Here is a 23,240-nt window from a genome sequence, read left to right as displayed (position 1 = left end):
TCGGCTGATCTCCCTGTCGCGAGTCGCCGTCCATGCGTCTGCGCCTGCTGGCTCTTCTGCTGCTGCTCGGTGGCTGCACTACACCGCTGCCTCCTGTCGACCCCAACCAGGCGTGGGTCGATCTGGTGCTGCGCGAACCTGCGGTAGGCGCCTCGCTGCTGGCCGAATCCCAGGACGGTCGACGTCTCGACGACGGCCGCTACTTCCAGCTCACCCCCGGCAGCCACAGCCTCAAGGTGAGCTATCGCTACGAACTCTATGGCGGTGGCGGCTTCGGTCCGCGCTTTGGCTGGAACGAGCCCCTGCAGATCCAGTGCTATCTGGAACTGGACTACGGCGACTTCCAGGCTGGCCGGCGCTATCGACTGGAGGCCGAGCACACCTTCGGCCGGGGCGAGATCACGCTCTACGACGATCAGCGTGAGCTGGTGACCTCGGAGCGAGGCATCTGCTCGCCCTTCTGACCGACCGCTACCAGCAAAGACGCGTGCTCACCAGGCTGCAAGTCACTAGGCAGGCACGCTGAGCCAGTCGTCCTGATCCCGGCTCGGGGCACGGACCGGTGCAGGGCGTCCTTTCTGCTCGCGCAGCTGGCGACTCAGGCGCAGAAAATCCTCGCGTTCCATCCAGCGCGGTGCAGGCTGGACAAGGGATAGAGCTTGGCGAATCCGAGCGAACGGCGACATGGCATTACCCTCTTGGCTAAATACTGTATGCGCAAACAGTACTAAGCCAGAAGGAACTGTACAAGCATCCAGCGGATGAACGGTCTGTCGCCCTGCCCGAGGTTCAGTCGTTGCGCTGGTAGAGGATCTTGTGGGTGCCGTTGGCGCAGCTGCCAACCACCATGTTGGGATCGGTCACCTCGGCATTGGGTACCGCTTCGAGGGTATAGGCGGTCACCCCGGCGGACTGGATCTTGACCTCGACCTCGGCCTTGAGCTGGTCGCAGGAGAGGGGTTCGGCCAGCACAGCCGTGCTCAACAGGGCGGTACAGCAGAGTAGCGATAGACGCAGCATGGCGATTTTCCTTGGCATGATGACCTCTCAGGCTTGGACGCCCGAGCTGTGGCGATGTTCTCAGCGCGACCCATTGGTCAGCGAAGCGGTGGAACCTGGAACCCGAACGGTCTTTCCGATAGTCATTCTTTCCAGCGAAGTGCCCCCATGTTCCAGTGGTTGAAAGACAACTCCCAAGTCCTCACGCTCTTCGCCCAGTGCTGCACCCTGGGCGTCTGGGTGCTCTATGCCCAATTGCTGCTCAACAACTACAAGCGCCAGCGCCAGCCGCGGCTGATCATCAACCGGGGCGCCGGCAAGGGCGTGGGCGCCCTGTGCCTGCTGTCGAACATGAGCGCCGAGCCGGTGTTCATCAACCAGCTCACGGTGATCCTCAAGACCAATCGCGAGACGCTCTACACCGATGTCACCGACATCCGCGAGAGTGGTCAGGATGACTTCGATCCCGAACTGGTGCTGGGCGAGGCGACCCACCAGGGGCCGCTCAATACCGGTGACTTTACCCACATCGGCACCTTCCAGGGCCTGATCCGCCGCGCCGCCGAGCACAACGGCCTGACCATGGACAGCCACCGACCACCCGAGGGCTGGGTGTTCGAGGGCCTGGAGATCCGTGCGGTGGCCTTCTATGGCTCGGATCACGATCCGATCGGGGTGCGCCGGCGCTTTCGCCTCGGGCAGCACGACGGCAACTACTGCGCCCTGATCGCCGAGGACTGGCAGACCCAGCAGCTCACCTCCCGTCGTCAAAGACGCATGGTGCAGAACGACTGGATGCTCGACCTGGAACCCAAGGTTCAGCCGAAGAACCAGTAGCAGATCAGGATCGACGCCGTGACCCCGGTGAATTCCGCCAGCAAGGCGCAGCCCACCGCATGGCGTGCGCGCTGGATGCCCACTGCGCCGAAGTACACCGCCAGCACATAGAAGGTGGTCTCGGTACTGCCCTGGATGGTGGCCGCCACCAGGGCCGGAAAGCTGTCCACGCCGTGGGTCTGCATGGTCTCGATCAGCAGGGCGCGGGCGGCGCTGCCGGAGAAGGGCTTGACCAGGGCGGTGGGCAGGGCCTCGACGAATCGGGTATCCCAGCCAAAGAAGGTCACCGCATGGCGAACGCCTTCGAGGATGAATTCCAGGGCGCCGGAGGCACGCAGCACGCCCACCGCGCAGAGCATGGCCACCAGGTAGGGCAACAGCGACTTGGCGACTTCGAAACCCTCCTTGGCACCTTCGACGAAGGCTTCGTAGACCGGCACCTTGCGCAGGGCGCCAAGGATCATGAATGCCAGGATGATGCCGAACAGGGTCAGGTTGCCGAGCAGCGACGACAGCCCGGACAGCGCCGTGGCGGTCAGGGTGAAGAGAAAGGCAACGAAGGCGCCAAAGGCCAGGGCGCCCCCGCCGATCCAGGCCAGCACCACCGGGTCCCAGAGTTTCAGCCGCTGCATGAAGGCCACGGAGAACAGCCCGACCAGGTTGGCGCAGGTGTGGGCCAGCAGGATCGGCAGGAACACCAGGGTCGGATCGGTGGCGCCCTGCTGGGCGCGGTACATGAAGACCGTCACCGGCAGCAGCGTCAGCGAGGAGGCGTTGAGCACCAGGAAGAGGATCTGCGCATTGCTCGCCGTGGTACTGCTGGGATTGAGCTCCTGCAGGGCGCGCATGGCCTTGAGGCCGATGGGCGTGGCGGCGTTGTCCAGGCCCAGGCCGTTGGCGGCGAAGTTGAGGGTGATCAGCCCCAGTGCCGGATGGCCGCGCGGCACCTCGGGCATCAGCCGGGCGAACAGCGGACCGAGCAGCCGTGACAGGGCGTCCACCAGCCCGGCCTTCTCGGCGATGCGCAGGATGCCGAGCCAGAGGGTCAAGGTGCCGAACAGCAGCACCATGACCTCCACCGACAGCTTGGCCATGGCGAACAGGCTCTCCACCATGGCGGCGAATACCCCGGCGTTGCCGGCCACCAGCCACTGGCCGAAGGCACTGATCCCGGCGACGATGAAGAAGCCCAGCCACAACCCGTTGAGCATCGGTGTTCTCCCGGCAAAACGGCGATGATAACCGCAGCGTCGGGTCCGCGCAGGAACGCCGTTCAGTCTGTGGTCATCGCCAGCGGGTTATCCTCTGACCTTTCACGCAAATCGCTGGAGTCTGCCCATGCGTCTGTCCGTTCTCGCCCTGCCGCTGGTGCTCGCCGCCAGCCCGGTGTTCGCCTTCAACCTCAACGACGCCGTCAACGCCTACAACGGCGCCAACGGCAACAGCAACGCCAAGGCCACCGCCGCGGCGGCCGCCACGCCCCAGGCGCAGGGCCTGCTGCAGGCGCTGACCAGCCAGCTCAACGTCACCCCGCAGCAGGCGGTGGGCGGCACCGGTGCCTTGCTGGGCCTGGCCAAGAATCAGCTGGTCGGCACCGACTACCGCCAGTTGGCCAAGGCCGTGCCAGGGCTGGACCAGCTGGCCGGCGCCAATGCCACCGGTGGCCTGGCGCAACTTGGTGGCCTGGGCAGTCTGCTCGGCGGTGGTGGCAAGGACGCCAAGCAGAGTCCGCTGGGCAGCCTGCTGGGCAATGTCGACAGCCGTCAGGACGTCGACAAGACCTTCAATGCCCTGGGCATGAACAGCGGCATGACCAGCCAGTTCGCCCAGGTGATCCTGGGTTATCTCGGCAAGCAAGGCACCCAGCCCTCCCTGCTGAGCACCCTGGGCAATGTCTGGGGGCTGTGACGGCTCACCGCGCTGGCTGACCCAGGCGGCGACCAGCCAGGCGCAGGATTACCGGGAGGCGCCTCTCGGCTGGCTCTACGCCGACCGCGGCTCCCTCACCGAGCGACTCACCGCCCTCGCGGGCGGACGCTTCGCCGTCGAGGTGATCACCCAGGGCTGGCAACCATTGCGTCCGGACGAGTGCCAGGCGCTGGACGTCCCGCCCAGCAGCCCTGGCTGGGTGCGTGAGGTCTGGCTGCGCGGCAATGGCGAAGCCTGGGTCTTTGCCCGCAGCGTGGCAGCGCGCAAGGCCCTGGAAGCCGCCGATTTCGACCTGGCGGCGCTCGGCGATCGACCGCTCGGCCACTGGCTGTTCCAGGCACCGGCCTTTGTCCGCGGCCCCCTGGAAGCCTGCCGTTATCCGCTGGCCTGGCTGCCCGACGGCGCGGCGTCCACGGCCTGCTGGGCGCGTCGTTCGGTGTTCAGCCGCGGACCGCTGACTATCCTGGTGGGCGAAGTCTTCCTGCCGGCCTTCTGGCCCCGTGCCGAACACGAACAGGCGCTGATCCGTCAGGACGGCAGCGGCGACACGACAGGGCCCTTATAATCGCCGGGCCCTTTGCCAAGCAGCCGCCCGATGAAAAAGAACGCTTCCCGCCCCCTTGATCGCCGTCCTGCCGCGCCCCGCGGCCCCGAGCCGAGTGCCCGGGTCATCGCCACGCGCCCTCGCAGCGAGCGCATCCGCGACTTCGTCCAGCTCACCCGGCTGGACCGACCCATCGGCATCTATCTGCTGCTCTGGCCCACCCTCTGGGCGCTGTGGATCGCCGCCGAGGGCGTGCCGAGTCTGAAGAACCTAGTGATCTTCGTGCTCGGCGTGGTACTGATGCGATCGGCCGGCTGCGTGATCAACGACTTCGCCGACCGCAACTTCGACGGCCATGTCGCCCGCACCAAGAATCGCCCCCTGGCCACCGGACGCATCTCGCCCAAGGAGGCCCTGCTGTTCTTTGCCGTGCTGGTGCTGATCAGCTTCGGCCTGGTGCTCTGCACCAACGCCACCACCGTCTGGCTATCCTTCGGCGCCCTCGGGGTGGCCGCGCTCTACCCCTTCATGAAGAGATACACCTACTACCCGCAGGCGGTGCTGGGTGCGGCCTTTTCCTGGGGCATGCCCATGGCCTTCACCGCCGAGACCGGCGAACTGCCGGCCGCGGCCTGGCTGCTGTTCGTCGCCAATGTGATCTGGACGGTGGGCTACGACACCTACTACGCCATGGCCGACCGCGAGGACGATCTCAAGATCGGGGTGAAGTCCACCGCCATCCTGTTCGGCGACGCCGACCGGGTGATCATCGCCACCCTGCAGGGCCTGACCCTGCTCTGCCTGGCGTTGGCCGGCGGCCGCTTCGGCCTGGGCCTGCCCTTCTACCTGGGCCTGCTGGTGGCGGCCGGCTGCTTCGCCTGGGAATTCCACGTCACCCGCAACCGCGACCCCCTGGTATGCTTCAAGGCCTTCCTGCACAACCACTGGGCCGGGCTGGCGATCCTCGTCGGGATCATCGCCGACTACGGGCTGCGCTGAGCCGGGGTGCCCGCGGCGGCATCGGCCACCACCTCCGGCAGCGCCTCGGGTTGCGCTGCCGGCACCACCCGCGCCTTCTTGGCCTTGGACGCCTTGCGGCTCTGCTGCCAGGCCACCGCCAGACCACTGGCGCAGATGATCAGGATGCCGATCAGCGCGCCGCTGTCCGGCACATGGCCGAAGACGAGGTAGCCGATGATGCCGGCGGTGACGATCTGGCCATAGCTGAAGGGCGCCAGCAGCGCTGGCGGTGCATAGCGGAAGGCCTGGGTCAGCAGCAGATGGCCCGACATGCCGAAGAGGCCGAGCAAGGCCAGCATGAAGCCGTGGGTCAGGGTGGGGATCTCCCAGAAGAAGGGCACCACGCTGCTCAGCACCAGGGTGTTGATGATGCCGGTGAGGAAGTTGCTGGTGGTGGGGCTGTCGATGCCGCTGAGCAGCCGCGTCAGCAGCTGGTAGAGGCCGAAGCACACCGCCGAGCAGACCGGCAGCAGCACCGCCGGGGTGAACAGCTGGCCGCCCGGCCGCACGATGATCAGCACCCCGACGAAGCCTGCCAGCACCGCCGCCCACTGGCTGCGGGTGACACTCTCCTTGAGCAGCGGCACCGACAGCGCCGTCACCATCAGCGGGGCGAGAAAGTTGACCGCTGTGGCTTCGGCCATCGGCAGGTAGCGCAGCCCGGTGGTGAAGAACAGGCTGCAGCCGATCAGGCACAAGGCTCTGAGCACCTGCAATCCCGGGCGTTTGGTGCGAATTACCGCCAGACCCGAGCGCGGGATGAAGATCCCCATCATCAGCAGGGTGTGGGACAGATAGCGGGCCCAGACCACCATGACCACCGGATAGAAGCCGGAGAGGTATTTGGAGAGGGCGTCGTGGGAGGCGAACAGCCAGACGGCAAGGCAGATCAGGGCGATGCCCTTGAGCGGCTGGTCGGCGAATCTCAAAGTGGGTCCTGCTGTGGCGCTCATTGGACTCCCGTGGCGCTGACGGCGGTCCCTGACCGCCTGCATGATCCGGCCGTCCTGCACGGCGGTCCGTCGGCGTGGCCACCGACTCGGGACATGGACCTCGGCGACACGCAAGCGTGCCGGGAGGAAGCCGTCCTGTCGCCCTCAGGACCGCAATACCGGGCGATATTTCAATAGCTCACTAACTATGACCGCGCATGGGATGCGGTCTCCCCGAGCTTAGTCCAAGCGCCCTGCCGACCTCAATGCGCTGGGCCGACGACTTTACTGGCGGCGCGTACGAAGGCTTCGTCCGCCTCCAGCGCTCCGGGGATCTCTTCGCGCAGATAGGCGACCCAGGTCCTGATCTTGGCGTCCAGGTACTGCCGCGAGGCATAGAGGGCATAGGCGTTGAGCCGCTGCAGGCGATAGGCCGGCAGCACCCGTACCAGGCTGCCGTCGCGCAGGCCGTCCACCGCCGAGTAGAGCGGCAGCACGCCGATGCCCAGGCCCTGGCGCAGGGCCTCGGTCATGGCGTCGCCGACATTGACCTGGAAGGGCGTCTCGCCGATGCGAAAGGTTTCCGGGCCGTTGGGACCCTCGAAGTGCCAGCGGTCGAAGGAGACCACGGGACTGATGAATCTCAGGCAGGCGTGATCGGCCAGCTCCGCCGGGGTCTGCGGCTGGCCGTGCTCCTGCAGATAGGCAGGCGAGGCGCAGAGGATGCTGTAGGTCTGACCGATCTGCTGGGAGACGAAGCCGGAGTCGGGCAGCTCCACGGCTACCACGATGGCCAGGTCGAAGCCCTCCTCCAGCAGATCGGGGATACGGTTGGCCATGGTCAGGTCGAAGCGTACCTCGGGGTGCAGGGCGCGATAGCCGGCGATGGCGCGGATCACGTAGTGCTGACCGATGCCGGTCATGCTGTGCACCCGCAACCGCCCTTCCGGGCGTGCCTGGGCATGCCCGGCCTCGGCTTCGGTTTCCTCGACATAGGCGAGGATCTGCTCACAGCGCGCCAGGTAGCGCTGACCGGCCTCGGTCAGGGCGATGCGCCGGGTGGTGCGGTGCAGCAGCCGGGTGCGCAGATGGGTTTCGAGATGGGCCACCGCCCGGGAGACATGGGCGGTGGTGGTCTGCAACGTCTGGGCCGCACCGGTGAAGCTGCCGCTTTCCACCACGGCGACGAAAACGCGCATGTTGTGCAGGGTGTCCATGCCGCCTCGACAGTCTGGAAAAGCGCCATTCTCCATATTATTTCAGTATGTGAAACAAAGATTCGCCAGTTGGCGCGCTAATCGGCTCCCCTGGAATTTTATAGAATCGTTAGCAGCCTAATGGTAACGTCCATCGACCGTCCCGTTCGCTGGCGTCCTCTTCAGTTCCAGCTCATCTCGCCACCCTCGCTGCGCTTCTCGACGCCCCGCGCGGGTATGGCCCTGTTGCAAATGGATCCCCACGTGTCGCCTTCCTCTTGCAGAGCCTGGCCTGCGCTCACGGTGGTCGCCCTCGCGACCCTGCTGGCCGGCTGTATCGGTACCGGTCACAACGCGCCCCAGGCGCAGCGTCTCGACGACCAGGCACTGGCCACAGACGCCGCCATCCGCGCCGCCGCCGGGCAGGCCGCCTGGCCCGAGCGCCAGTGGTGGCGCGCCTATGGCGATCCCCAGCTGAATGCCTGGATCACCGGCGCCCTGGCGGACAACCCGCGCCTGGCCACGGCCGCCGCCCGGGTGCGCCGCGCCGAATCCCTGGCGGGCCTGGCCGAATCCCGCGAAGCCCTGCAGGTGGAGGCCAAGGGTGCCTTCAAGCGCTACAGCTGGCCCACCGACGGCTTCTATGGCCCGGGCGAGCTGTCCGATCGCACCACCTGGAACAACAATGCCGAGCTGGGCCTGAGCTATGCGCTGGACTTCTGGGGTCGCGAGCGCGACGCCAGCGCCCAGGCCCTGGACCAGGCCCATCAGGCCGCCGCCGAGGTGCGCGCCGCCGAGCTGGAGCTCACCGGCAACATCGTCCGCAGCTATATCGGCTTCGCCCTGCACCATGACCAGCGCGACATCCTCGCCGCCACCCTGGAGCAGCAGCGCCAGCTGGCCGACCTGGCCCAGCGGCAACTGGACGGCGGTCTCGGCACCCAGTTCGAGGTCAGCCAGGCGCGCGCCCTGCTGCCCGAGACCGAGCGCCAGCTGGAAGCCCTGGACGAGACCCTGGCACTGGATCGGAACCAACTGGCCGCCCTGGCCGGCAAGGGCCCGGGCGCTGGCGCCCGCCTGCAACGACCGCGGCTGACCCTGGGCGCAGCCCCGCGGCTGCCCAGCAGCCTGCCGCTGGAACTGGTCGGCAAGCGGCCCGACGTGGTGGCGCGTCGCTGGCAGATCGCGGCCGCGGCCAAGGGCGTCGACGTGGCCCGGGCCAGCTTCTATCCCAACATCGACCTGGTAGCGAACGTCGGCCAGTTCCTGACTCTGGGCCGCCTCAGCGAGATGCTGACCCACGCCAAGACCGGCTCCTTCATAGGCCCGGCGTTCTCTCTGCCGATCTACGACGGTGGCGCCCTGCGCAGTCGCCTCGGCGCGGAATCGGCGGCCTACGACCTGGCGGTCAGCGCCTACAACCAGACCCTGGTGGATGCGCTCAAGGACATCTCCGATGCCCTGATCAAGGCCGACTCCGCCGCCAAGCAGGCCACCCTCGCCGACCAGGCCAGCCAGGAGGCCCAGCGCACCTATGACATCGCCCGCGAGGCCTTCCGCCGCGGCCTGACCGACTACCTGCACGTGCTCGACGCCCAGACCCGGCTGTTCGCCCAGCAGCGCGTCACCGCCCAGGTACACGCCCTGCGCCTGGCCGCCCAGGCCGGCGCCCTGGTCGCCCTCGGCGGCGGCGCGGACCTCGAACGCGGGCCGGGCGACCAGGATCTGGTGCCGGCCCGCGTGGCCGTCGAGCGGGCCGCGCGGTGAGTACCCACGCGGCCACCCACTCGCCATTGCGCCAGGCCCTGGGCGCCTGGGCGCGCAGCGATGGCAGCCTCTGGCTGTACCAGGCCAAGGTGCTGCTCGCCGCCAGCCTGACCCTGTGGCTGGCCATGCGCCTGCAACTGCCGCATCCGAGTTCGGCGGTGATCACCGTCTTCATCGTCATGCAGCCGCAGAGCGGTCAGGTCCTGGCCAAGAGCTTCTACCGGGTGATGGGCACCCTGCTGGGGCTGGCGGTGATGCTGGTCTTGATCGCCCTGTTCGCCCAGGAGCGAGTGCCCTTCCTGATCTTCCTGGCCCTGTGGATCGGGCTCTGCGTGGCCGGATCGGCGCGCTACCGCGACTTTCGCAGCTATGCCTGCATGCTGGCCGGCTATACCGCCGCGCTGATCGGCATTCCCGCCGCCCTGAACGCCGATACCGCCTTCATGTCGGCGGTGATGCGGGTACTGGCCATCACCCTGGGCGTGCTCTGCAGCGGCGCGGTGAGCGCCGCGGTCTTTCCGCAGACCAGCGCCACGGCCATGCGCGCGGCCCTCTATAGGCGCATGGGCGGCTTTGCCGGCCTGGCGGCCGACGTGCTGCGTGGCCGCCTCGACCGCGCCACTTTGGAAGCCGCCGGCGTGCGCCTGGCCGCCGAGGCGGTAGGGCTGGAAAGCCTGCGCAGCGCCTCGGCCTTCGAAGATCCGCACATGCGCATGCGCAGCGGACGCCTGGCGCGGCTGAATGCCGAATTCATGGGCCTCACCACCCGCCTGCATGCCCTGAGCCGCTTGCTGATGCGGCTGCGCGAGCGTGAAGCCGCGGCGCCGTTGGTGGCGCTGGAGCGCCTCTGGGCACCGCTGCTCGACCTCTTCGAGGAGTGGCGGGGCCAGTCCCTCAGCGACAGCGCCGCGCCCGCCGCCGCCGCCCGGCTGGACGCCCTGCACCAGGCCCTGCGACCGCGCATTCGCGCCCTGCGCGCCGAGCTGCCGCCCCTGAGCGAGCTGGACCGGCGGGACTTCGAGACGGCCGTAGAGCTGCTCTTCCGCTTCACCGGCGAATGGCATGGCTACCTGCAGACCCATGCTTCCCTGGCGGCGCCGCGGCACAGTCGCGAGCAGTGGAAGCCGCGCTTCGTGGCCAAGGCCAACGCCCTGGGCGCAGCGGTCACTGGCATCCGTAGCGCCTTCCTGGTGCTGGTGCTGGGCGCCTTCTGGATCGCCAGCGCCTATCCCAGTGGCGGCATGCTGGCGCTCAACGCCGCCGCCGTCTCGGCGCTGGCCTCGGCCTCGCCCGATCCCAAGCGCACGGCGCTGCAGATGGCCATTGGCGCCAGCGGTGGCGTCCTGCTGGGCTTTTTCCTGACCTTCTTCGTCTTTCCCTGGATCGCCGGTCTACCGCTGCTGCTGCTGACCCTGGCGCCAGTGTTCATGCTCGGCACCTGGATCTCCCTGCGGCCGGGCTGGATGGGCTATGGCCTGGGCTGCCTGGTGTTCTTCTGCTTTACCTCGCTGCCCGACAATCCGCCGGTCTACGATGCCTACGCCTTCATCAACAACGGCATCGCCGTGGTGCTGTCGATGGTGATCACCGCAGCGGTCTCGGCGGTGCTGCTGCCGCCCAACAGCCCCTGGCTATGGCGGCGCCTGGAGCGTGACCTGCGTCGGCAGCTGGTGCGCGCAGTGAGCGCCCCGCTGCCGCACCTAGCGCCGGCCTTCGAAGGCCAGACCCGCGACCTGCTCAACCAGGCCTATGGCGTCAGCGCCGGCCAGGGCGAGGCTCAGCGGCGCCTGATCGGCTGGGCCTTCTGCGTGCTGGAAATCGGTCACGCGGTGATCGAGCTGCGCCAGCTGCAGCTACGCCTGCCTGGGGCACCCCGCTATGCCGAGCACAGCGCCTGGCGCCAGGCCATCCGCGTCCTCGGTCGCGCCCTGGTGCGCCTCTTCCTCAAGCCCGGAGCGGAAAACCTGCGTCGGGCCCTGGCTGCCGTGGACGCTGCCCTGGCCGCCGTCGCGGCCGTGGTCGAACCGCCGGAATTGCCCTATGACGAGTCGCCCCTGCGCCAGGTGCAGAGCGATCTGCACTTCATCCGCAGCGCCCTGCTCGATCCCCAGGGTCCGCTGGCCCGCTATCACGAGATCCTCCATGCCCCGTGAAATCGCCTTCCATGGCCTCTATCTGCCCACCGTGACGGTGCTGTTCCTGGTCGCCGCCCTGCTCGCCTGGGCGCTGGACCGAGTGCTGGCCGCGGTCGGCCTCTATCACGTCGTCTGGCATCCGGCGCTGCTGCGCCTGGCCCTGTTCATCTGCCTCTACTGCGCCCTGGCGCTGTGCGTCTATCGCTAGGACTCCTGCCATGATTCTCAAGAAACTCTTCGGCGTGCTCTTTACCCTGCTGGTGGTCTGCCTGGCGCTGATCCTCGGGCGGCTGCTCTGGGTGCACTACATGAACGATCCCTGGACCCGTGACGGCCGGGTGCGCGCCGAGGTCATCACCATCGCGCCCGACGTGGCGGGTCTGGTGACCGAGATCGCCGTGCGCGACAACCAGTGGGTCAACAAGGGCGACCTGCTGCTGCAGATCGATCCAGAGCACTACGAAATCGCCGTGCATCAGGCCGAGGCCTCGGTCGCTGCCCGCAAGGCGACTCTCGCTATGCGCCAGCAGAATGCCCGGCGCCGTGCCGACATCGACAGCCTGGTGGTCTCCCGCGAGAACCGCGAAGACGCCAGTGCCGCTGCCCTGGCCGCCGAAGCGGATCTGCGCCAGGCCCAGGCCCAGCTGGAATCGGCACGCCTCAACCTCAAGCGCACCCGCGTCCTGGCGCCGGTCGACGGCTATGTGACCAACCTGTCGGTGTTCAAGGGTGACTACGCCGCTGCTGGCGCGCCCAAGCTGGCCGTCATCGACGCCCACTCGTTCTGGGTCTATGGCTATTTCGAAGAGACCAAGCTGCCCCATGTACGGGTGGGCGCGGCCGCCGAGATGCGGCTGATGAGCGGCCAGACGCTGCATGGCCATGTGGAAAGCATCGCCCGTGGCATCTACGACCGTGACAATCCCCAGAGCCGCGAACTCACGGCCGACGTGAATCCCACCTTCAACTGGGTACGGTTGGCCCAACGGGTACCGGTACGCATCGCTCTGGACCCGTTACCGGAGGGCCTGCTGCTCGCGGCTGGAACCACCTGCACGGTGGTCCTGGAAGACGTTCGGGGCGAACGGTCCTGGTGGGATGCCTTCTGGCAGGGTTGAGCGCCATCGCAACTCGGATGACTGGCCCTAGAACGACAATACCCCTGACGTCGGCAGATTTCGATAACAGACGAAACCGGTCGAATTCAGGGGTATGGTCGTAACCAGCCCAGTCCGCTACGAGTGCGAAAGTACTCCCTGTACTCTTGGAACCCTCCCCTACTGCAGAGCGTCCCGACCATGTGGCCCATGCGTCTCCGGTTGGGAGACGACTTCGAGGATGTCCATTGAATCGGCTTAAAGCTGCAATCCGATGACAGAGCCTCAACTGCCGGTCGTCACGACCGGCAGTCTGTTTCACTCATGAGTCTGGCGTCAGGGACGACGACGGCCCATGAAGAACGACACCACGAACAGCACCAGGAACAGCACGAACAGGATCTTGGCGATACTAGTGGCGGTACCGGCGATGCCACCGAAACCCAGGACGCCTGCGATGATCGCGATGATCAGGAAAGTGATAGCCCAGCTCAGCATGGTGTTTCTCCTATGTATTACAAGTGCACTCAGCGGACGACAGCACCTGTCCAGCGAGCATTGGTTTTATTAGCGAAATCCTGGGTATCCAGACTCGCCATCCGTGGTTCCACATCGGTCAGATCGAGATCCAAACCGTTGAGGTTGTGCGTCTGATTGAGCGCACGACCCATCATCAAAGCACTGAGCAACATACCGATGCTCACGACCGCCGCTGCAGCGAACAACAGAATCATCAGCAGCATCCACATCATGGCCATGACCTCAGAATACCCAGCGGGTCTGCTTCACCAGGCGGTCACCATTGGACTGTGCCGGGATGGCCTTGAGTTCCCCACGACCTTGACTGGCCAACGGCTTGGCTGCGGGCACCATGGCCTGGGCAGCAATGCGGGTGGAGGCGATGAGTGCCTGTTCGCGGCTGACGTCCTGGCCTTGGGGGGCAGCGACGGCGGCGCTAGCGAAGCAAGCGAAGAGCGCAGTACCTACCAAGTGCTTGCGAAGGGTCTGGCTGATCATCGGGTCTCTCCTGCAGTCCGTTGGCCCTAAGGCCGGCTTGCCAAGAAGATTGCAGACTACGTGCCAGCTTTTTAAAAATCGTTTTTACCTTTAAAAACAATAACTTATGTTTTCAGCCCAGGTCCGTCGCACATGCACCTTGCAAGGTGCAACGCCTGACGCATTGCGTTTTGCATGATGGCCAGGGGGCAACGGAAGGGCGCCTGGCCTGTTCGCTGCCAGGCGCAACGGCCACGGTCATCGCAAAAGCACGTTGGGCGGTCATAAAAACAGCCTTTTTCTCGTTCTCGCCCCCTCGGGTTGCGATCTGCACGATGGCTACAAGACTGCAAATGGATCATCCAGTAGCCCTGCGGATTGCAACTTGCACGATGTATCATGGACTAACTGCCAGCCCTGTCCTTTAGTGCGTTTCGGCCCTTTGGCCCGGAGTTCTCCCGTCATGGAACAAACCAGCGGTCGCATCCTGCTCGTGGACGACGAAGCCGCCATCCTGCGTACCTTTCGTTTCTGCCTGGAAGACGCCGGCTATAGCGTCGCCACGGCCAACAGCGCGGCCCAGGCCGAGGCCCTGCTCTTGCGGCAGGTCTATGATCTCTGCTTTCTCGATCTGCGCCTGGGCGCGGACAACGGTCTGGACGTCCTGCAGCAAATGCGCATCCAGGCGCCCTGGATGCGGGTGGTGATCGTCACCGCCCACTCGGCCATCGATACCGCCGTGGATGCCATGCAGGCCGGCGCCGCCGACTACCTGGTGAAACCCTGCAGCCCCGATCAGCTGCGCATGGCCGCGGCCAAGCAGCTCGAATTCCGTCAGCTCTCGGCGCGCCTGGAAGCCCTCGAAGGCGAGGTACGCAAGTCCAGCGCCGGCCTGGACTCGCGCAGTCCGGCGATGATGAGCATCCTGGAGACCGCCCGGCAGGTCGCCACCACCGATGCCAACGTGCTGATCCTCGGTGAATCCGGCTCCGGCAAGGGCGAACTGTCCCGGGCCATTCATGCCTGGAGTCGGCGCGCCAAGAAGACCTTCGTCACCATCAACTGCCCGTCGCTGTCCGCCGATCTGATGGAAAGCGAAATGTTCGGCCACACCCGCGGTGCCTTCACCGGGGCCAGCGAGAGCACCCTCGGCCGGGTCAGCCAGGCCGATGGCGGCACCCTCTTCCTCGACGAGATCGGTGACTTCCCCCTGGCCCTGCAGCCCAAGTTGCTGCGTTTCATCCAGGACAAGGAATACGAACGCGTCGGCGATCCGGTGACGCGCCGTGCCGACGTGCGCATCCTTGCCGCTACCAACCGCAACCTGGAACAGATGGTGGCGGAAAACGAATTCCGCGAAGACCTGCTCTATCGTCTCAATGTCATCGTGCTCACCCTGCCGCCACTACGCGAACGCAAGGAAGACATCGTCGATCTCGCCGAGCGCTTCCTCGCCCGCTTCGTCAAGGATTACAACCGTCCTGCCCACGGCTTCAGCGAGGCGGCCCTGGAAGCCCTGCGCAACTATGGCTGGCCGGGCAACGTCCGTGAGCTGCGCAATGTCATCGAACGCGCCAGCATCATCTGCGGCCAGGACCTGGTGGACGTCAACCACCTGGGCATGGGTGACAGCCCGGCCACCAGTGGCGCCGCCAGCGCCCCGCGGGTCGGCGAGGCGCTGAGCCTGGAAGCCCTGGAACGGGCCCACATCGCCGCCGTGATGGCTACCAGCGAGACCCTCGACCAAGCCGCCAGGACCCTGGGCATCGATGCCTCCACGCTCTATCGAAAACGTAAGCAGTACGGGCTATGAAACTGCCGATCAAGCTGCACACCCGCCTCTTCCTCAGCATCTCCGCGCTGATCGCCGTGGCCCTCATCGGGCTGCTGGTGGGACTGGTCAGCGTCCTGCACCTGGCTCGCGAGCAGAGCGTCCAGACCCGCAGCAACCTGGACTTCATCAACCTGACGCTGAACATGCGTCAGGAGCTGAGCAACAGCCTGTTCCAGATGCTCGATGGCGCTCCGGATCCGCAATCCCTGGTCGCCGCCCAGCAACGCTTCGAGCAGAACCTGCAGCTGGTCCAGGGCGAGATGCACAAGCCCGAGCAACTGGCCGTGCTGGAAGACGTCAAGCGGCGCTACGAGCGCTTTGCCGATTACCTGCGGTCGCCGCCGGGCGGTTACAACCAGTTGCGCGCCGATCCGGGGTTCCAGCAGACCCTCGACGCCTTGCGCAATAGGATCTACGACCTGCAGAAAAGCTATGTGGTGACCCTGGAGCGCATGCAGGACGAAGCCCATGATCGGGCGGTGATCATCGCCATGCTGCTGGCGCTGATCGGCGTGGCCATCCTGGTCACCGGGGTGGTGACCGCCAACGGCATCGCCAAGCGCTTCACCGGTCCCATCGACGGCCTGGCCAAGGCTGCGGAGCGCATCAGCCAGGGCAATTTCGACGTCCAGTTACCCACCTCCCAGATCGCCGAATTCACCCTGCTCAGCCGTCGCTTCGGCAACATGGCCCAGGCCCTGCACCGCCTCAGCCAGACCAATGTCGAGGCCCTGGTGGCCGGGCAGCGGCGCCTGCAGGCGGTGCTCGACAGCATCGACTACGGCCTGGTGATCCTCGATCCCCAGGGCAACATCGAGCACGCCAATCCGGTGGCCTGCCGCCAGCTGGGCTGGAACGAGAACCACCTGGGCGAATCCCTGATCGCCGCCCTGGAACGGCCGGAGATCGAGGCCAGCGTGCAGCGGGTATTGGCCGGTGGCGCGCTGAATGCCGCCCCGGAAGACCTGGAGATCCGGGTCGACGACGAGGTTCGGCTGCTGGCCTGGAGTCTGACGCCGGTGAACCACGCCGATGGCCGCAGCGTGGGTGCGCTCATGGTGCTGCGCGATGTCACCGAACAGCGGGCCTTCGATCGGGTACGCAACGAGTTCGTCCTGCGCGCCTCCCACGAATTGCGCACCCCGGTCACCGGCATGCACATGGCCTTCGGTCTCCTGCGCGAGCGCCTCAAGGTGGCACCGGAGTCACGCGAGGCCTATCTGCTGCAGACGGTGGACGAGGAGACCCATCGGCTGGTGCAGCTGATCAACGACCTGCTGGACTACTCCCGTCACCAGAGCGGCCTGCAGCGCCCGGAAAAGCTGCCGAGCGAAATCGCCGAATTGCTCGAAGAGGCCCGCGGCCGCCATGCCGACGAGGCCCGCGAGCGCGATGTCGAGCTGGCCGTCGAGTTGCTGCATACGCCGCTACCACGGGTCAGCCTGGATCCCAAGCAACTGGGCCGGGTGTTCGACAACCTGCTGAGCAATGCTCTGCGCCATACCCCGGCGGGCGGGCGCATCGTCATCCAGGCCTTGCGCCAGAACGACCAGCTGCTGATGGCGGTGCAGGACAATGGTGAAGGTATCGCCTATGCCCAGCAGGGCCGGGTGTTCGAGCCCTTCGTACAGATCGGCAGCCAGAAGGGCGGCGCCGGCTTGGGCCTGGCCCTGTGCAAGGAAATCATCCGCCAGCACGGTGGCCGCATCGGCGTGGTCTCCCGCCCCGGTCAGGGCACCCAGATCTTCATGACCCTGCCGACCTGAGCCACCCCCATGGATGGCCGTAGGTTGGGGTGAAGGCAGCACCTCGTCACGATGCCCCAGTGGAAAAGGCTGCGCCGTTTTCCACGCTACGGTGGCCGGTAGGTTGGGCTGAGCGCAGCGAAGCCCAACGGTGTCCCGATCGAATCCGCGTTGTTGGGCTTCGACGATAGAGCCGCCTCAACCCAACCTACGATCTAGCCCCCTCTCCTTTTTGGAAAGGGTTGGGGTGAGGACGCCCCTCGGCACGACGTACCTGCTCGTAGGTTGGGTTGAGCCCAGCGAAGCCCAACGGTGCCCAGGTCGAATCCGCGTTGTTGGGCTTCGGCGATGGAGCCGCCTCAACCTACGGTCTAGCCCCTCTCCTTTTGGCAAAGGGTTGGGGTGAGGTCGCCCCTCGGCACGACGTACCCGCTCGTAGGTTGGGTTGAGCGCAGCGAAGCCCAACGGTGCCCAGGTCGAATCCGCATTGTTGGGCTTCGCCGATGGAGCCGTCTCAACCCAACCTGCGGTCTTGTTTACAGCAGCGTTCGCGCCAGGGCCTGGCGCCAGCCGGCGTATAGCTCGGGCACGGCATTGGCGCGAGGTTCGTAGCGCCGCCGCGGGCGTTCCAGATCCCCTAGTGCCGCGGCGTCCTGCCACCAGCCGAGGGCATGACCGGCCAGATGAGCGGCGCCCAGCGCCGAGACCTCCGGCGACAGGCTGCAGATCACCGGGCGTTGCAGGAGATCGGCCTGGAATTGCAGCAGCCATTCGTTGCGCGTGGCGCCGCCATCCACCCAGAGTTCTTCCAGGGGCGTCGGACTGTCCTGCTGCATGGCGTCGAAGACATCGCGGATCTGGTAGGCGATGGCTTCCAGAGCCGCGCGCATCAGGTGCGCCCGCCCGCAGTTCTCACCCAGACCGCAGAACAGTCCACGCGCTTCGGCCCGCCAGTGCGGGGCGCCAAGGCCACCCAGGGCCGGGACGAAGTAGACGCCACCATTGTCCGGCAGCGCAGCGGCTTCGGCGGCCAGCACATCCAGGTCCCCTGCACTGCCCAGCAGGCGAGCCGTCCAGCCGACCGCGGCGCCGGTGTGGACGATGTTGCCTTCCAGGGCAAAGGTCGGAGTATCCCCCAGGCGCCAGGCCAGGGTGGTGGCCAGGCCATGGGCGGACACCACCGGCTCGGCGATGGGTGTCATTAGCGAAGAACCGGTACCCAGGGTGGCCTTGACCTTGCCCGGGACGAAACCGCCCTGGCCGAACAGGGCCGCATGGGAATCGCCGATCATCGCCAGGATCGGCAGACCGGCTGGCAGGGGGCCCTGGGCGCGGGTCTCGCCAAAGTAGCCGGCACTGGGTCGGATCTCCGGCAGCGCCGCCCGGGGAATGTCGAAGAGGCTCAGCAGCTGCGGGTCCCAGTCGCCGCCCCGCAGGTCGAGCAACTGGGTACGGGCCGCATTGGCCGCGTCGATGAGAAAGCTCGTGCCACCGCTGAGTTGCCAGAGCAGCCAGCTGTCTACGGTGCCCAGGCAGATTTCGCCCGCGGCGGCGCGGGACGTGCCATCGGGGATCTGATCGAGTAGCCAGCGCCACTTGCCGGCGGAAAACATCGGGTCCAGCGCCAGACCGCTGCGCTGCAAGATCGCCTCGCCGTGACCGGCAGCATGCAGGGCCTCGCACTGCGGCTGGGATCTCTTGCACTGCCAGCTCACCAGCGGACCGAGCAACTGGCCGCTACGGCGCTCCCAGGCCAGGGCGGATTCGCGCTGGTTGCTGATGGCGATGGCCGCCAGGGGTGCGTCCACCTGGGCCAGGCAGTCACCGATGGCACCCTGCAGGCCCTGCCAGATGGCCAGGGGATCCTGCTCGGCATAACCCGCCTGCGGATGCTGGACCGTGAGCGGCCGGGAACCGCGGGCCACGACCCGACCGGCACGATCCACCAGGATCGCCTTGGCATTGGTGGTGCCCTCGTCGAGGGCGAGGATCAGCGGCTCGGCGGCCATGGCAGCTCCTGTTGTTCTTCTAGTTCCGCACGCCTGAGGTTCAGCTCAGGCGCTGCACCGCCGCAACGATGCCGGCGGCATCGATGCCATGTTTGGCGCGGGTCGGCCCGCGAGCCCCGGCGGCAGCATACTCGCCATCGGCGATGCCCAGGCGGATCAGCGGCACGCCCAGGGCGGCCTCGGCCATGACCTCGGCCACCAGGCTGCCCACCCCGCCGTTGGCATTATGTTCTTCCACCGTGACGACGCCCGTGCGAGTGGCGCAGAGGGCTTCGAGCAGCGCCTCGCGCCGCAACGGACGGATCGACGACAGGTTGATCACCTGGGCGCTGATGCCCTGCTCGGCCAGCAACTGGGCGGCCTCCACCGCTTCGTGGACCACCGAGCCCAGGGCCACCAGACTGACGTCATGCCCGGGTAGCAAGACATCCACCTGACCGGGGACGAAGCGATAGTCGGGACCGTGCAGGTCGGGCAGCGCCTTGCCATCCAGGCGGATATAGACCGGACCGTCGTGGGCCAGGGCGTGCTCGACGATCTGCCGGCACTCGGCGCCGTCGGCCGGGGCATAGATTTCCACGTTGCCGAAGCCGCGCATCACGGCGATGTCGTCGAGGCTGTGGTGGGTGCTGGCCAGGGGACCGTAGCTGGCCCCGGCGTTGAGGCCGAACATCTTGACGTTGGACCTGTTGTAGCAGACGTCCACCTTGACCTGCTCGTTGGCGCGGGAGATCAGGAAGGGCGCGGCGTTGCAGGTCACCGCCACCTTGCCGGCCAGGCCCAGGCCAGCCGCCACCCCGACCAGGGTCTGCTCGGCGATGCCGACGTTGACCAGGCGCTCGGGGAAACGTTTGACGAAGGGGCCGATCTTGGCCGTGGAGGTGGAATCGCTCACCACCGGCACCAGGTCGACGCCAGCGTCGACCGCGGCGATGAAGGCCTCGACCATGACGCTGGCGAGATGGGCTTCGCCCGGGGTCTGGGTATCAGTGGCCATGGTCGAGTTCCTCCAGTGCAGCGGCGATCTCGTCGCCCTTGGGCACCCGGTGGTGCCATTCGGGTTTGCCCTCGATGAAGGAAACCCCCTTGCCTTTGACGGTATTGGCGATCAGCACCTGGGGCTGGCCGCGGTGTTCGCGCAGGGTCTCCAGGGTCTCCACCAGCTGGGCGACATCATTGCCGTCGCACTCGACCACATGGAAGCCGAAGGCGCGCCACTTCTCGGGCAGCGGTTCCAGCGGCAGGATCTCCGCGGTAGGGCCGGCCAGTTGCAGACGGTTGTGGTCGACGATCACTGTCAGGTTGTCGAGCCGGTACTTGGCGGCGGTCAGTGCCGACTCCCAGTTGGAGCCCTCGCCCAGCTCGCCATCGCCGGTCAGCACATAGACGCGGCGCGGACTGCCGTCGCGCTGGGCAGCCAGGGCGATACCGGTAGCCACCGGCAGGCCATGGCCCAGGGCGCCGGTGTTGAGTTCGATACCGGGGGTCTTCTGCCGCACCGGATGACCCGGCAGGTGGGAGTCGAAATGCTGATAGGTGTCGAGCCATTCCGGCGGAAAGTAGCCGGCTTCGGCCAGGCAGCAGTAGAGGCCGCCGACGCCGTGGCCCTTGCTCTGGATGTAGATGTCACGCTGAGGATCGGCGAGGCGTTCCGGGGCGACGTCGAGCAATCGGAAATAGAGAGTGGCGAGGATGTCGGTCTCCGACAGGTCGGCCCCGGTATGGCCGCCGGCCGGCGAGGCGGCGTTGAGCTGGATGACGCGCCGGCGGATCAGCCGGGCCTTTTCGCGAATCTGCGCGATGTCGTACTGGAACGGATTCATCAGGCGACCCCCTCGGGTATCCGAAGCTGCGATAGAGCAGACGCCTGCCAAGGTTTCAGTGGGCGTCTTATGAATATTTATTCGTAACTGAAAATATATTTATCATTTAGACCCCAATCCAGGGGGCCGTCAATAGCGGCGGAGCGACGTTATCGCCGGGCGGAGCCGATAGGATGCGCGGCTGTATGCGGGATTGCCGAGGCCATCGCGTTAAGAAAGTGGCAATGAAAAGCCGCTTGACTTCCACCCGGAACAGGGGGAGTCTGAATTAAAAATCAGGCACGCATAAATATTCAAGCGAGCCATACACAAGAACAATAACCCCAGGAGAAGCTCGTGGACGCCAAAGCCCCGACCGCCTCGCCACCCGCCAAGCCCTTGGCCCGCCTGGCACTGCGCCTGCCGCGCAACGTCGGTGGTCCGCTGATCGGCCTGGCGCTGCTGATCGCCGTGTTCTCCTTTGCCTCGGAGTACTTCTTCTCCCTGCGCAACGCCCTCAACATCCTCGACCAGGTAACCGTGCTCGGCATCCTGGCCATCGGCATGACCCTGGTCATCGTCATCGGCGGCATCGACCTCTCGGTCGGCTCGGTCCTGGCCTTCGCCATGATGCTGCTCGGTTGGCTCTATCAGGACATGGGCTGGTCGCTTGGCCTGGCGATTCCCGCAGCCATCCTCGGCGGCCTGGTATGCGGCCTGGTATCAGGATTGTTGATCGCCAAGGCACGGCTGCCCGCCTTCATCGCCACCCTGACCATGATGTCGGTGGCTCGGGGCCTGGCCAACATCCTTACCGACGGCCGCCAGATCGTCGGCTTCCCGGACTGGTTCACCAACCTGGCCACGGTCCGGCACTTCGGCTTCCTCTCGGTCACCGTCGGGCTGTTCCTGCTGATGCTGCTGGTGGCCTGGGTCTTCCTGCGCTTTCGCGCCGGTGGCCGCAACCTCTATGCCATGGGCGGCAGCGCCGAGGTGGCACGGTTGTCGGGCATCAAGGTACGTACCCTCACCATCTGGATCTATGCCCTGAGCGGTGCCCTGGCCGGGCTGGCTGCGGTGGCCATGGCCGCGCGGCTGGATTCGTCCCAGCCCAGCGCCGGCCTGTCCATGGAGCTGGATGCCATCGCCGCGGTGGTGATCGGCGGCGCCAGCCTCAGCGGCGGCGTGGGCAGCGTCGGCGGCACCCTGGTGGGCGTGCTCATCATCGGCGTGCTGCGCAATGGCCTGAATCTGCTGGGGGTCTCGCCCTTCGTGCAGCAGGTGATCATCGGCATCGTCATCGCCCTGGCCGTCACCCTGGACACCTTGCGCCGCCGTAACGGGCAGCGCTGAGTTAGCTCTGCTTCGCGTAGACACCGCAGTACAACAATAACAACGGAGTGCAATCCATGCTGACCCCCAAGAAGCTATTGCTCGGTACCCTGTTCGCCGCCATGACCTGTGCCGGTGCCCTCAATGCCCAGGCCAAGGAACTCACCGTGGGCCTGGCCGTGGCCAACCTGCAGGCCGACTTCTTCAACCAGATCAAGCAGGCCGTCGAAGCCGAGGGCAAGGCCAAGGGCATCAAGGTGATCACCGTGGACGCCCAGGGCAACTCGGCGACCCAGGTCAACCAGATCCAGGACCTGATCACCCGGCAGGTAGACGCCCTGATCTACATTCCGGCCGGCGCCACCGCCGCCGGCGTCCCGGTCAAGGCGGCCAAGGCCGCCGGCATCCCGGTGGTGGCAGTGGACCGCAATGCCCCCGACGCCCCCGGTGACACCTTCATCGCCAGCGACAGCGTCGCCGCCGCCCGCACCCTGGCCGAATACGTCGGCAAGGTCACCGAAGGCAAGGGCCGCGTAGCCATCCTTCAGGGCCAGATCGGCACCACGCCGGAAAACGATCGCGCCAAGGGCTTTTCCGAAGGCCTGGCCAAGTTTCCCGAGTTGAAGGTGGTTGCCCAGCAGCCTGCCGAGTGGGCCCAGGACAAGGGCTTCGCCGTGGCCCAGGACATGCTCCAGCGTGATCCCAACATCAACGTCTTCTTTGGTCGCGCTGACGCCATGGCCCTTGGCGCTGCCCAGGCGGTCAAGGTGGCCAACCTTGATCATCCGGTGACCATCGTCGGCTTCGACGGCGACGTGGCCGGTCTCAAGGCGGTGGCCGCCGGCACCCTGTCCGCCACCATGACCCAGCAGACTCGCAAGATGGGTCGCATGGCCCTGGAATCGGCGGTAGCGCTCAAGGAAGGCAAGCAGCTGCCCAAGGAGCAATTGCAGGAGGCGATCCTGACCACCAAGGACAACGTCGCCCCCTTCATCGAGAACCATCCGTAACGGTGGGACTGGCCAGTGGCGGGCAGCGCCCGCCGCATCCAGCCCATGCCTTATGT

General features: G+C 66.4%; 24 protein-coding genes. 13 read left to right on the top strand and 11 right to left on the bottom strand.

What is annotated here, in order from left to right; all coding sequences use genetic code 11:
* The first annotated feature begins 32 nt into the window (after window positions 1–32).
* Window positions 33–464 (top strand): PA0061/PA0062 family lipoprotein, encoded by a 432-nt coding sequence (locus ACWPW1_RS00975; protein WP_313649504.1) that lies wholly within the window; start codon window positions 33–35, stop codon window positions 462–464.
* 45 nt (window positions 465–509) lie between these two features.
* On the opposite strand, the gene ACWPW1_RS00970 is transcribed toward ACWPW1_RS00975, so the two are convergent.
* Window positions 510–686 (bottom strand): hypothetical protein, encoded by a 177-nt coding sequence (locus ACWPW1_RS00970; protein ID WP_167348545.1) that lies wholly within the window; start codon window positions 684–686, stop codon window positions 510–512.
* 103 nt (window positions 687–789) lie between these two features.
* Complete coding sequence (locus ACWPW1_RS00965; RefSeq protein WP_434775406.1) at window positions 790–1,020, bottom strand: DUF1161 domain-containing protein; 231 nt, start codon at window positions 1,018–1,020, stop codon at window positions 790–792.
* A 147-nt stretch (window positions 1,021–1,167) separates the two neighbouring features.
* Here ACWPW1_RS00965 and ACWPW1_RS00960 point away from each other — a divergent pair, with 147 nt between their 5' ends.
* Window positions 1,168–1,836 (top strand): hypothetical protein, encoded by a 669-nt coding sequence (locus ACWPW1_RS00960; protein WP_059313075.1) that lies wholly within the window; start codon window positions 1,168–1,170, stop codon window positions 1,834–1,836.
* Here ACWPW1_RS00960 and ACWPW1_RS00955 read toward each other — a convergent pair.
* Entirely contained in the window at window positions 1,818–3,047 is a 1,230-nt protein-coding gene (locus ACWPW1_RS00955) for a nucleoside recognition domain-containing protein (protein ID WP_434775405.1), read from the bottom strand. The two genes, ACWPW1_RS00960 and ACWPW1_RS00955, sit on opposite strands and share 19 nt — an antisense overlap.
* Before the next feature lie 127 nt (window positions 3,048–3,174).
* On the opposite strand from ACWPW1_RS00955, the gene ACWPW1_RS00950 reads away from it, so the two are divergent.
* The 3 genes from ACWPW1_RS00950 to ubiA are packed head-to-tail and all read left to right on the top strand — an operon-like array spanning window position 3,175 to window position 5,308.
* Window positions 3,175–3,744 (top strand): DUF2780 domain-containing protein, encoded by a 570-nt coding sequence (locus ACWPW1_RS00950; protein WP_257704881.1) that lies wholly within the window; start codon window positions 3,175–3,177, stop codon window positions 3,742–3,744.
* Window positions 3,728–4,330: a chorismate lyase gene (locus ACWPW1_RS00945; RefSeq protein WP_434775404.1), complete on the top strand. Its 603-nt coding sequence runs from the start codon at window positions 3,728–3,730 to the stop codon at window positions 4,328–4,330. Before ACWPW1_RS00950 ends, ACWPW1_RS00945 begins: the two co-directional genes overlap by 17 nt.
* Before the next feature lie 30 nt (window positions 4,331–4,360).
* Complete coding sequence (gene ubiA / locus ACWPW1_RS00940) at window positions 4,361–5,308, top strand: 4-hydroxybenzoate octaprenyltransferase (RefSeq protein ID WP_454252287.1); 948 nt, start codon at window positions 4,361–4,363, stop codon at window positions 5,306–5,308.
* Here ubiA and ACWPW1_RS00935 read toward each other — a convergent pair.
* Window positions 5,293–6,282: a DMT family transporter gene (locus ACWPW1_RS00935; RefSeq protein WP_454252286.1), complete on the bottom strand. Its 990-nt coding sequence runs from the start codon at window positions 6,280–6,282 to the stop codon at window positions 5,293–5,295. The genes ubiA and ACWPW1_RS00935 overlap by 16 nt on opposite strands.
* Window positions 6,283–6,524: 242 nt before the next feature.
* Window positions 6,525–7,478, bottom strand: a complete 954-nt coding sequence (locus ACWPW1_RS00930; RefSeq protein WP_454252285.1) for a LysR family transcriptional regulator — start codon at window positions 7,476–7,478, stop codon at window positions 6,525–6,527.
* Window positions 7,479–7,721: 243 nt separating this feature from the next.
* On the opposite strand from ACWPW1_RS00930, the gene ACWPW1_RS00925 reads away from it, so the two are divergent.
* Genes ACWPW1_RS00925 through ACWPW1_RS00910 form a run of 4 tightly spaced genes read left to right on the top strand, consistent with a single transcriptional unit; the run spans window position 7,722 to window position 12,477 of the window.
* The gene (locus ACWPW1_RS00925) at window positions 7,722–9,224 is read left to right on the top strand and encodes an efflux transporter outer membrane subunit (RefSeq protein ID WP_434775403.1); all 1,503 of its coding nucleotides are present in this window, start codon (window positions 7,722–7,724) and stop codon (window positions 9,222–9,224) included.
* On the top strand, window positions 9,221–11,377 hold the full coding sequence (locus tag ACWPW1_RS00920) for an FUSC family protein (protein ID WP_454252284.1): 2,157 nt from the start codon (window positions 9,221–9,223) through the stop codon (window positions 11,375–11,377). Before ACWPW1_RS00925 ends, ACWPW1_RS00920 begins: the two co-directional genes overlap by 4 nt.
* On the top strand, window positions 11,367–11,567 hold the full coding sequence (locus tag ACWPW1_RS00915; RefSeq protein WP_007160208.1) for a DUF1656 domain-containing protein: 201 nt from the start codon (window positions 11,367–11,369) through the stop codon (window positions 11,565–11,567). Before ACWPW1_RS00920 ends, ACWPW1_RS00915 begins: the two co-directional genes overlap by 11 nt.
* 10 nt (window positions 11,568–11,577) lie before the next feature.
* Window positions 11,578–12,477 (top strand): efflux RND transporter periplasmic adaptor subunit, encoded by a 900-nt coding sequence (locus tag ACWPW1_RS00910; protein ID WP_059313068.1) that lies wholly within the window; start codon window positions 11,578–11,580, stop codon window positions 12,475–12,477.
* Between the two features lie 315 nt (window positions 12,478–12,792).
* Here the strand turns inward: ACWPW1_RS00910 and ACWPW1_RS00905 are convergent, their stop codons facing one another.
* Genes ACWPW1_RS00905 through ACWPW1_RS00895 form a run of 3 tightly spaced genes read right to left on the bottom strand, consistent with a single transcriptional unit; the run spans window position 12,793 to window position 13,473 of the window.
* Window positions 12,793–12,954: a DUF1328 domain-containing protein gene (locus tag ACWPW1_RS00905; RefSeq protein ID WP_007160206.1), complete on the bottom strand. Its 162-nt coding sequence runs from the start codon at window positions 12,952–12,954 to the stop codon at window positions 12,793–12,795.
* Between the two features lie 29 nt (window positions 12,955–12,983).
* Window positions 12,984–13,208, bottom strand: coding sequence for a hypothetical protein (locus ACWPW1_RS00900; RefSeq protein ID WP_174523120.1), 225 nt, complete (start codon window positions 13,206–13,208; stop codon window positions 12,984–12,986).
* 10 nt (window positions 13,209–13,218) lie between these two features.
* The gene (locus ACWPW1_RS00895) at window positions 13,219–13,473 is read right to left on the bottom strand and encodes a hypothetical protein (RefSeq protein WP_007160204.1); all 255 of its coding nucleotides are present in this window, start codon (window positions 13,471–13,473) and stop codon (window positions 13,219–13,221) included.
* 442 nt (window positions 13,474–13,915) lie between these two features.
* On the opposite strand from ACWPW1_RS00895, the gene algB reads away from it, so the two are divergent.
* Both algB and ACWPW1_RS00885 read left to right on the top strand, forming a co-directional pair.
* Entirely contained in the window at window positions 13,916–15,265 is a 1,350-nt protein-coding gene (gene algB / locus ACWPW1_RS00890) for a sigma-54-dependent response regulator transcription factor AlgB (RefSeq protein WP_434775400.1), read from the top strand.
* Window positions 15,262–17,052 carry an ATP-binding protein gene (locus tag ACWPW1_RS00885; protein ID WP_059313065.1) on the top strand — a complete coding sequence of 597 codons (1,791 nt, stop codon included), beginning with the start codon at window positions 15,262–15,264 and terminating at the stop codon, window positions 17,050–17,052. Before algB ends, ACWPW1_RS00885 begins: the two co-directional genes overlap by 4 nt.
* 515 nt (window positions 17,053–17,567) lie before the next feature.
* Here the strand turns inward: ACWPW1_RS00885 and ACWPW1_RS00880 are convergent.
* From ACWPW1_RS00880 to ACWPW1_RS00870, 3 genes are read right to left on the bottom strand one after another with little or no spacing between them, the layout of a single operon-like run.
* Window positions 17,568–19,040 (bottom strand): FGGY family carbohydrate kinase, encoded by a 1,473-nt coding sequence (locus tag ACWPW1_RS00880; protein ID WP_434775399.1) that lies wholly within the window; start codon window positions 19,038–19,040, stop codon window positions 17,568–17,570.
* A 40-nt stretch (window positions 19,041–19,080) separates the two neighbouring features.
* The gene (locus tag ACWPW1_RS00875; protein ID WP_434775398.1) at window positions 19,081–20,037 is read right to left on the bottom strand and encodes a transketolase C-terminal domain-containing protein; all 957 of its coding nucleotides are present in this window, start codon (window positions 20,035–20,037) and stop codon (window positions 19,081–19,083) included.
* The gene (locus ACWPW1_RS00870; RefSeq protein WP_434775397.1) at window positions 20,027–20,863 is read right to left on the bottom strand and encodes a thiamine pyrophosphate-dependent enzyme; all 837 of its coding nucleotides are present in this window, start codon (window positions 20,861–20,863) and stop codon (window positions 20,027–20,029) included. The genes ACWPW1_RS00875 and ACWPW1_RS00870 overlap by 11 nt, the downstream gene beginning before the upstream one ends.
* A gap of 336 nt (window positions 20,864–21,199) precedes the next feature.
* Between ACWPW1_RS00870 and ACWPW1_RS00865 the strand changes: the two genes are divergently transcribed.
* Both ACWPW1_RS00865 and ACWPW1_RS00860 read left to right on the top strand, forming a co-directional pair.
* Window positions 21,200–22,195, top strand: coding sequence for an ABC transporter permease subunit (locus ACWPW1_RS00865; protein ID WP_434775396.1), 996 nt, complete (start codon window positions 21,200–21,202; stop codon window positions 22,193–22,195).
* 56 nt (window positions 22,196–22,251) lie between these two features.
* Window positions 22,252–23,184: a sugar ABC transporter substrate-binding protein gene (locus ACWPW1_RS00860; RefSeq protein ID WP_323149464.1), complete on the top strand. Its 933-nt coding sequence runs from the start codon at window positions 22,252–22,254 to the stop codon at window positions 23,182–23,184.
* Window positions 23,185–23,240: the final 56 nt, after the last annotated feature.

It is taken from the genome of Pseudomonas sp. Marseille-Q7302, assembly GCF_965111925.1.
The sequence above is the reverse complement of the archived record's forward strand: the minus strand, read 5'-3'. Positions and strand labels throughout refer to the sequence as shown.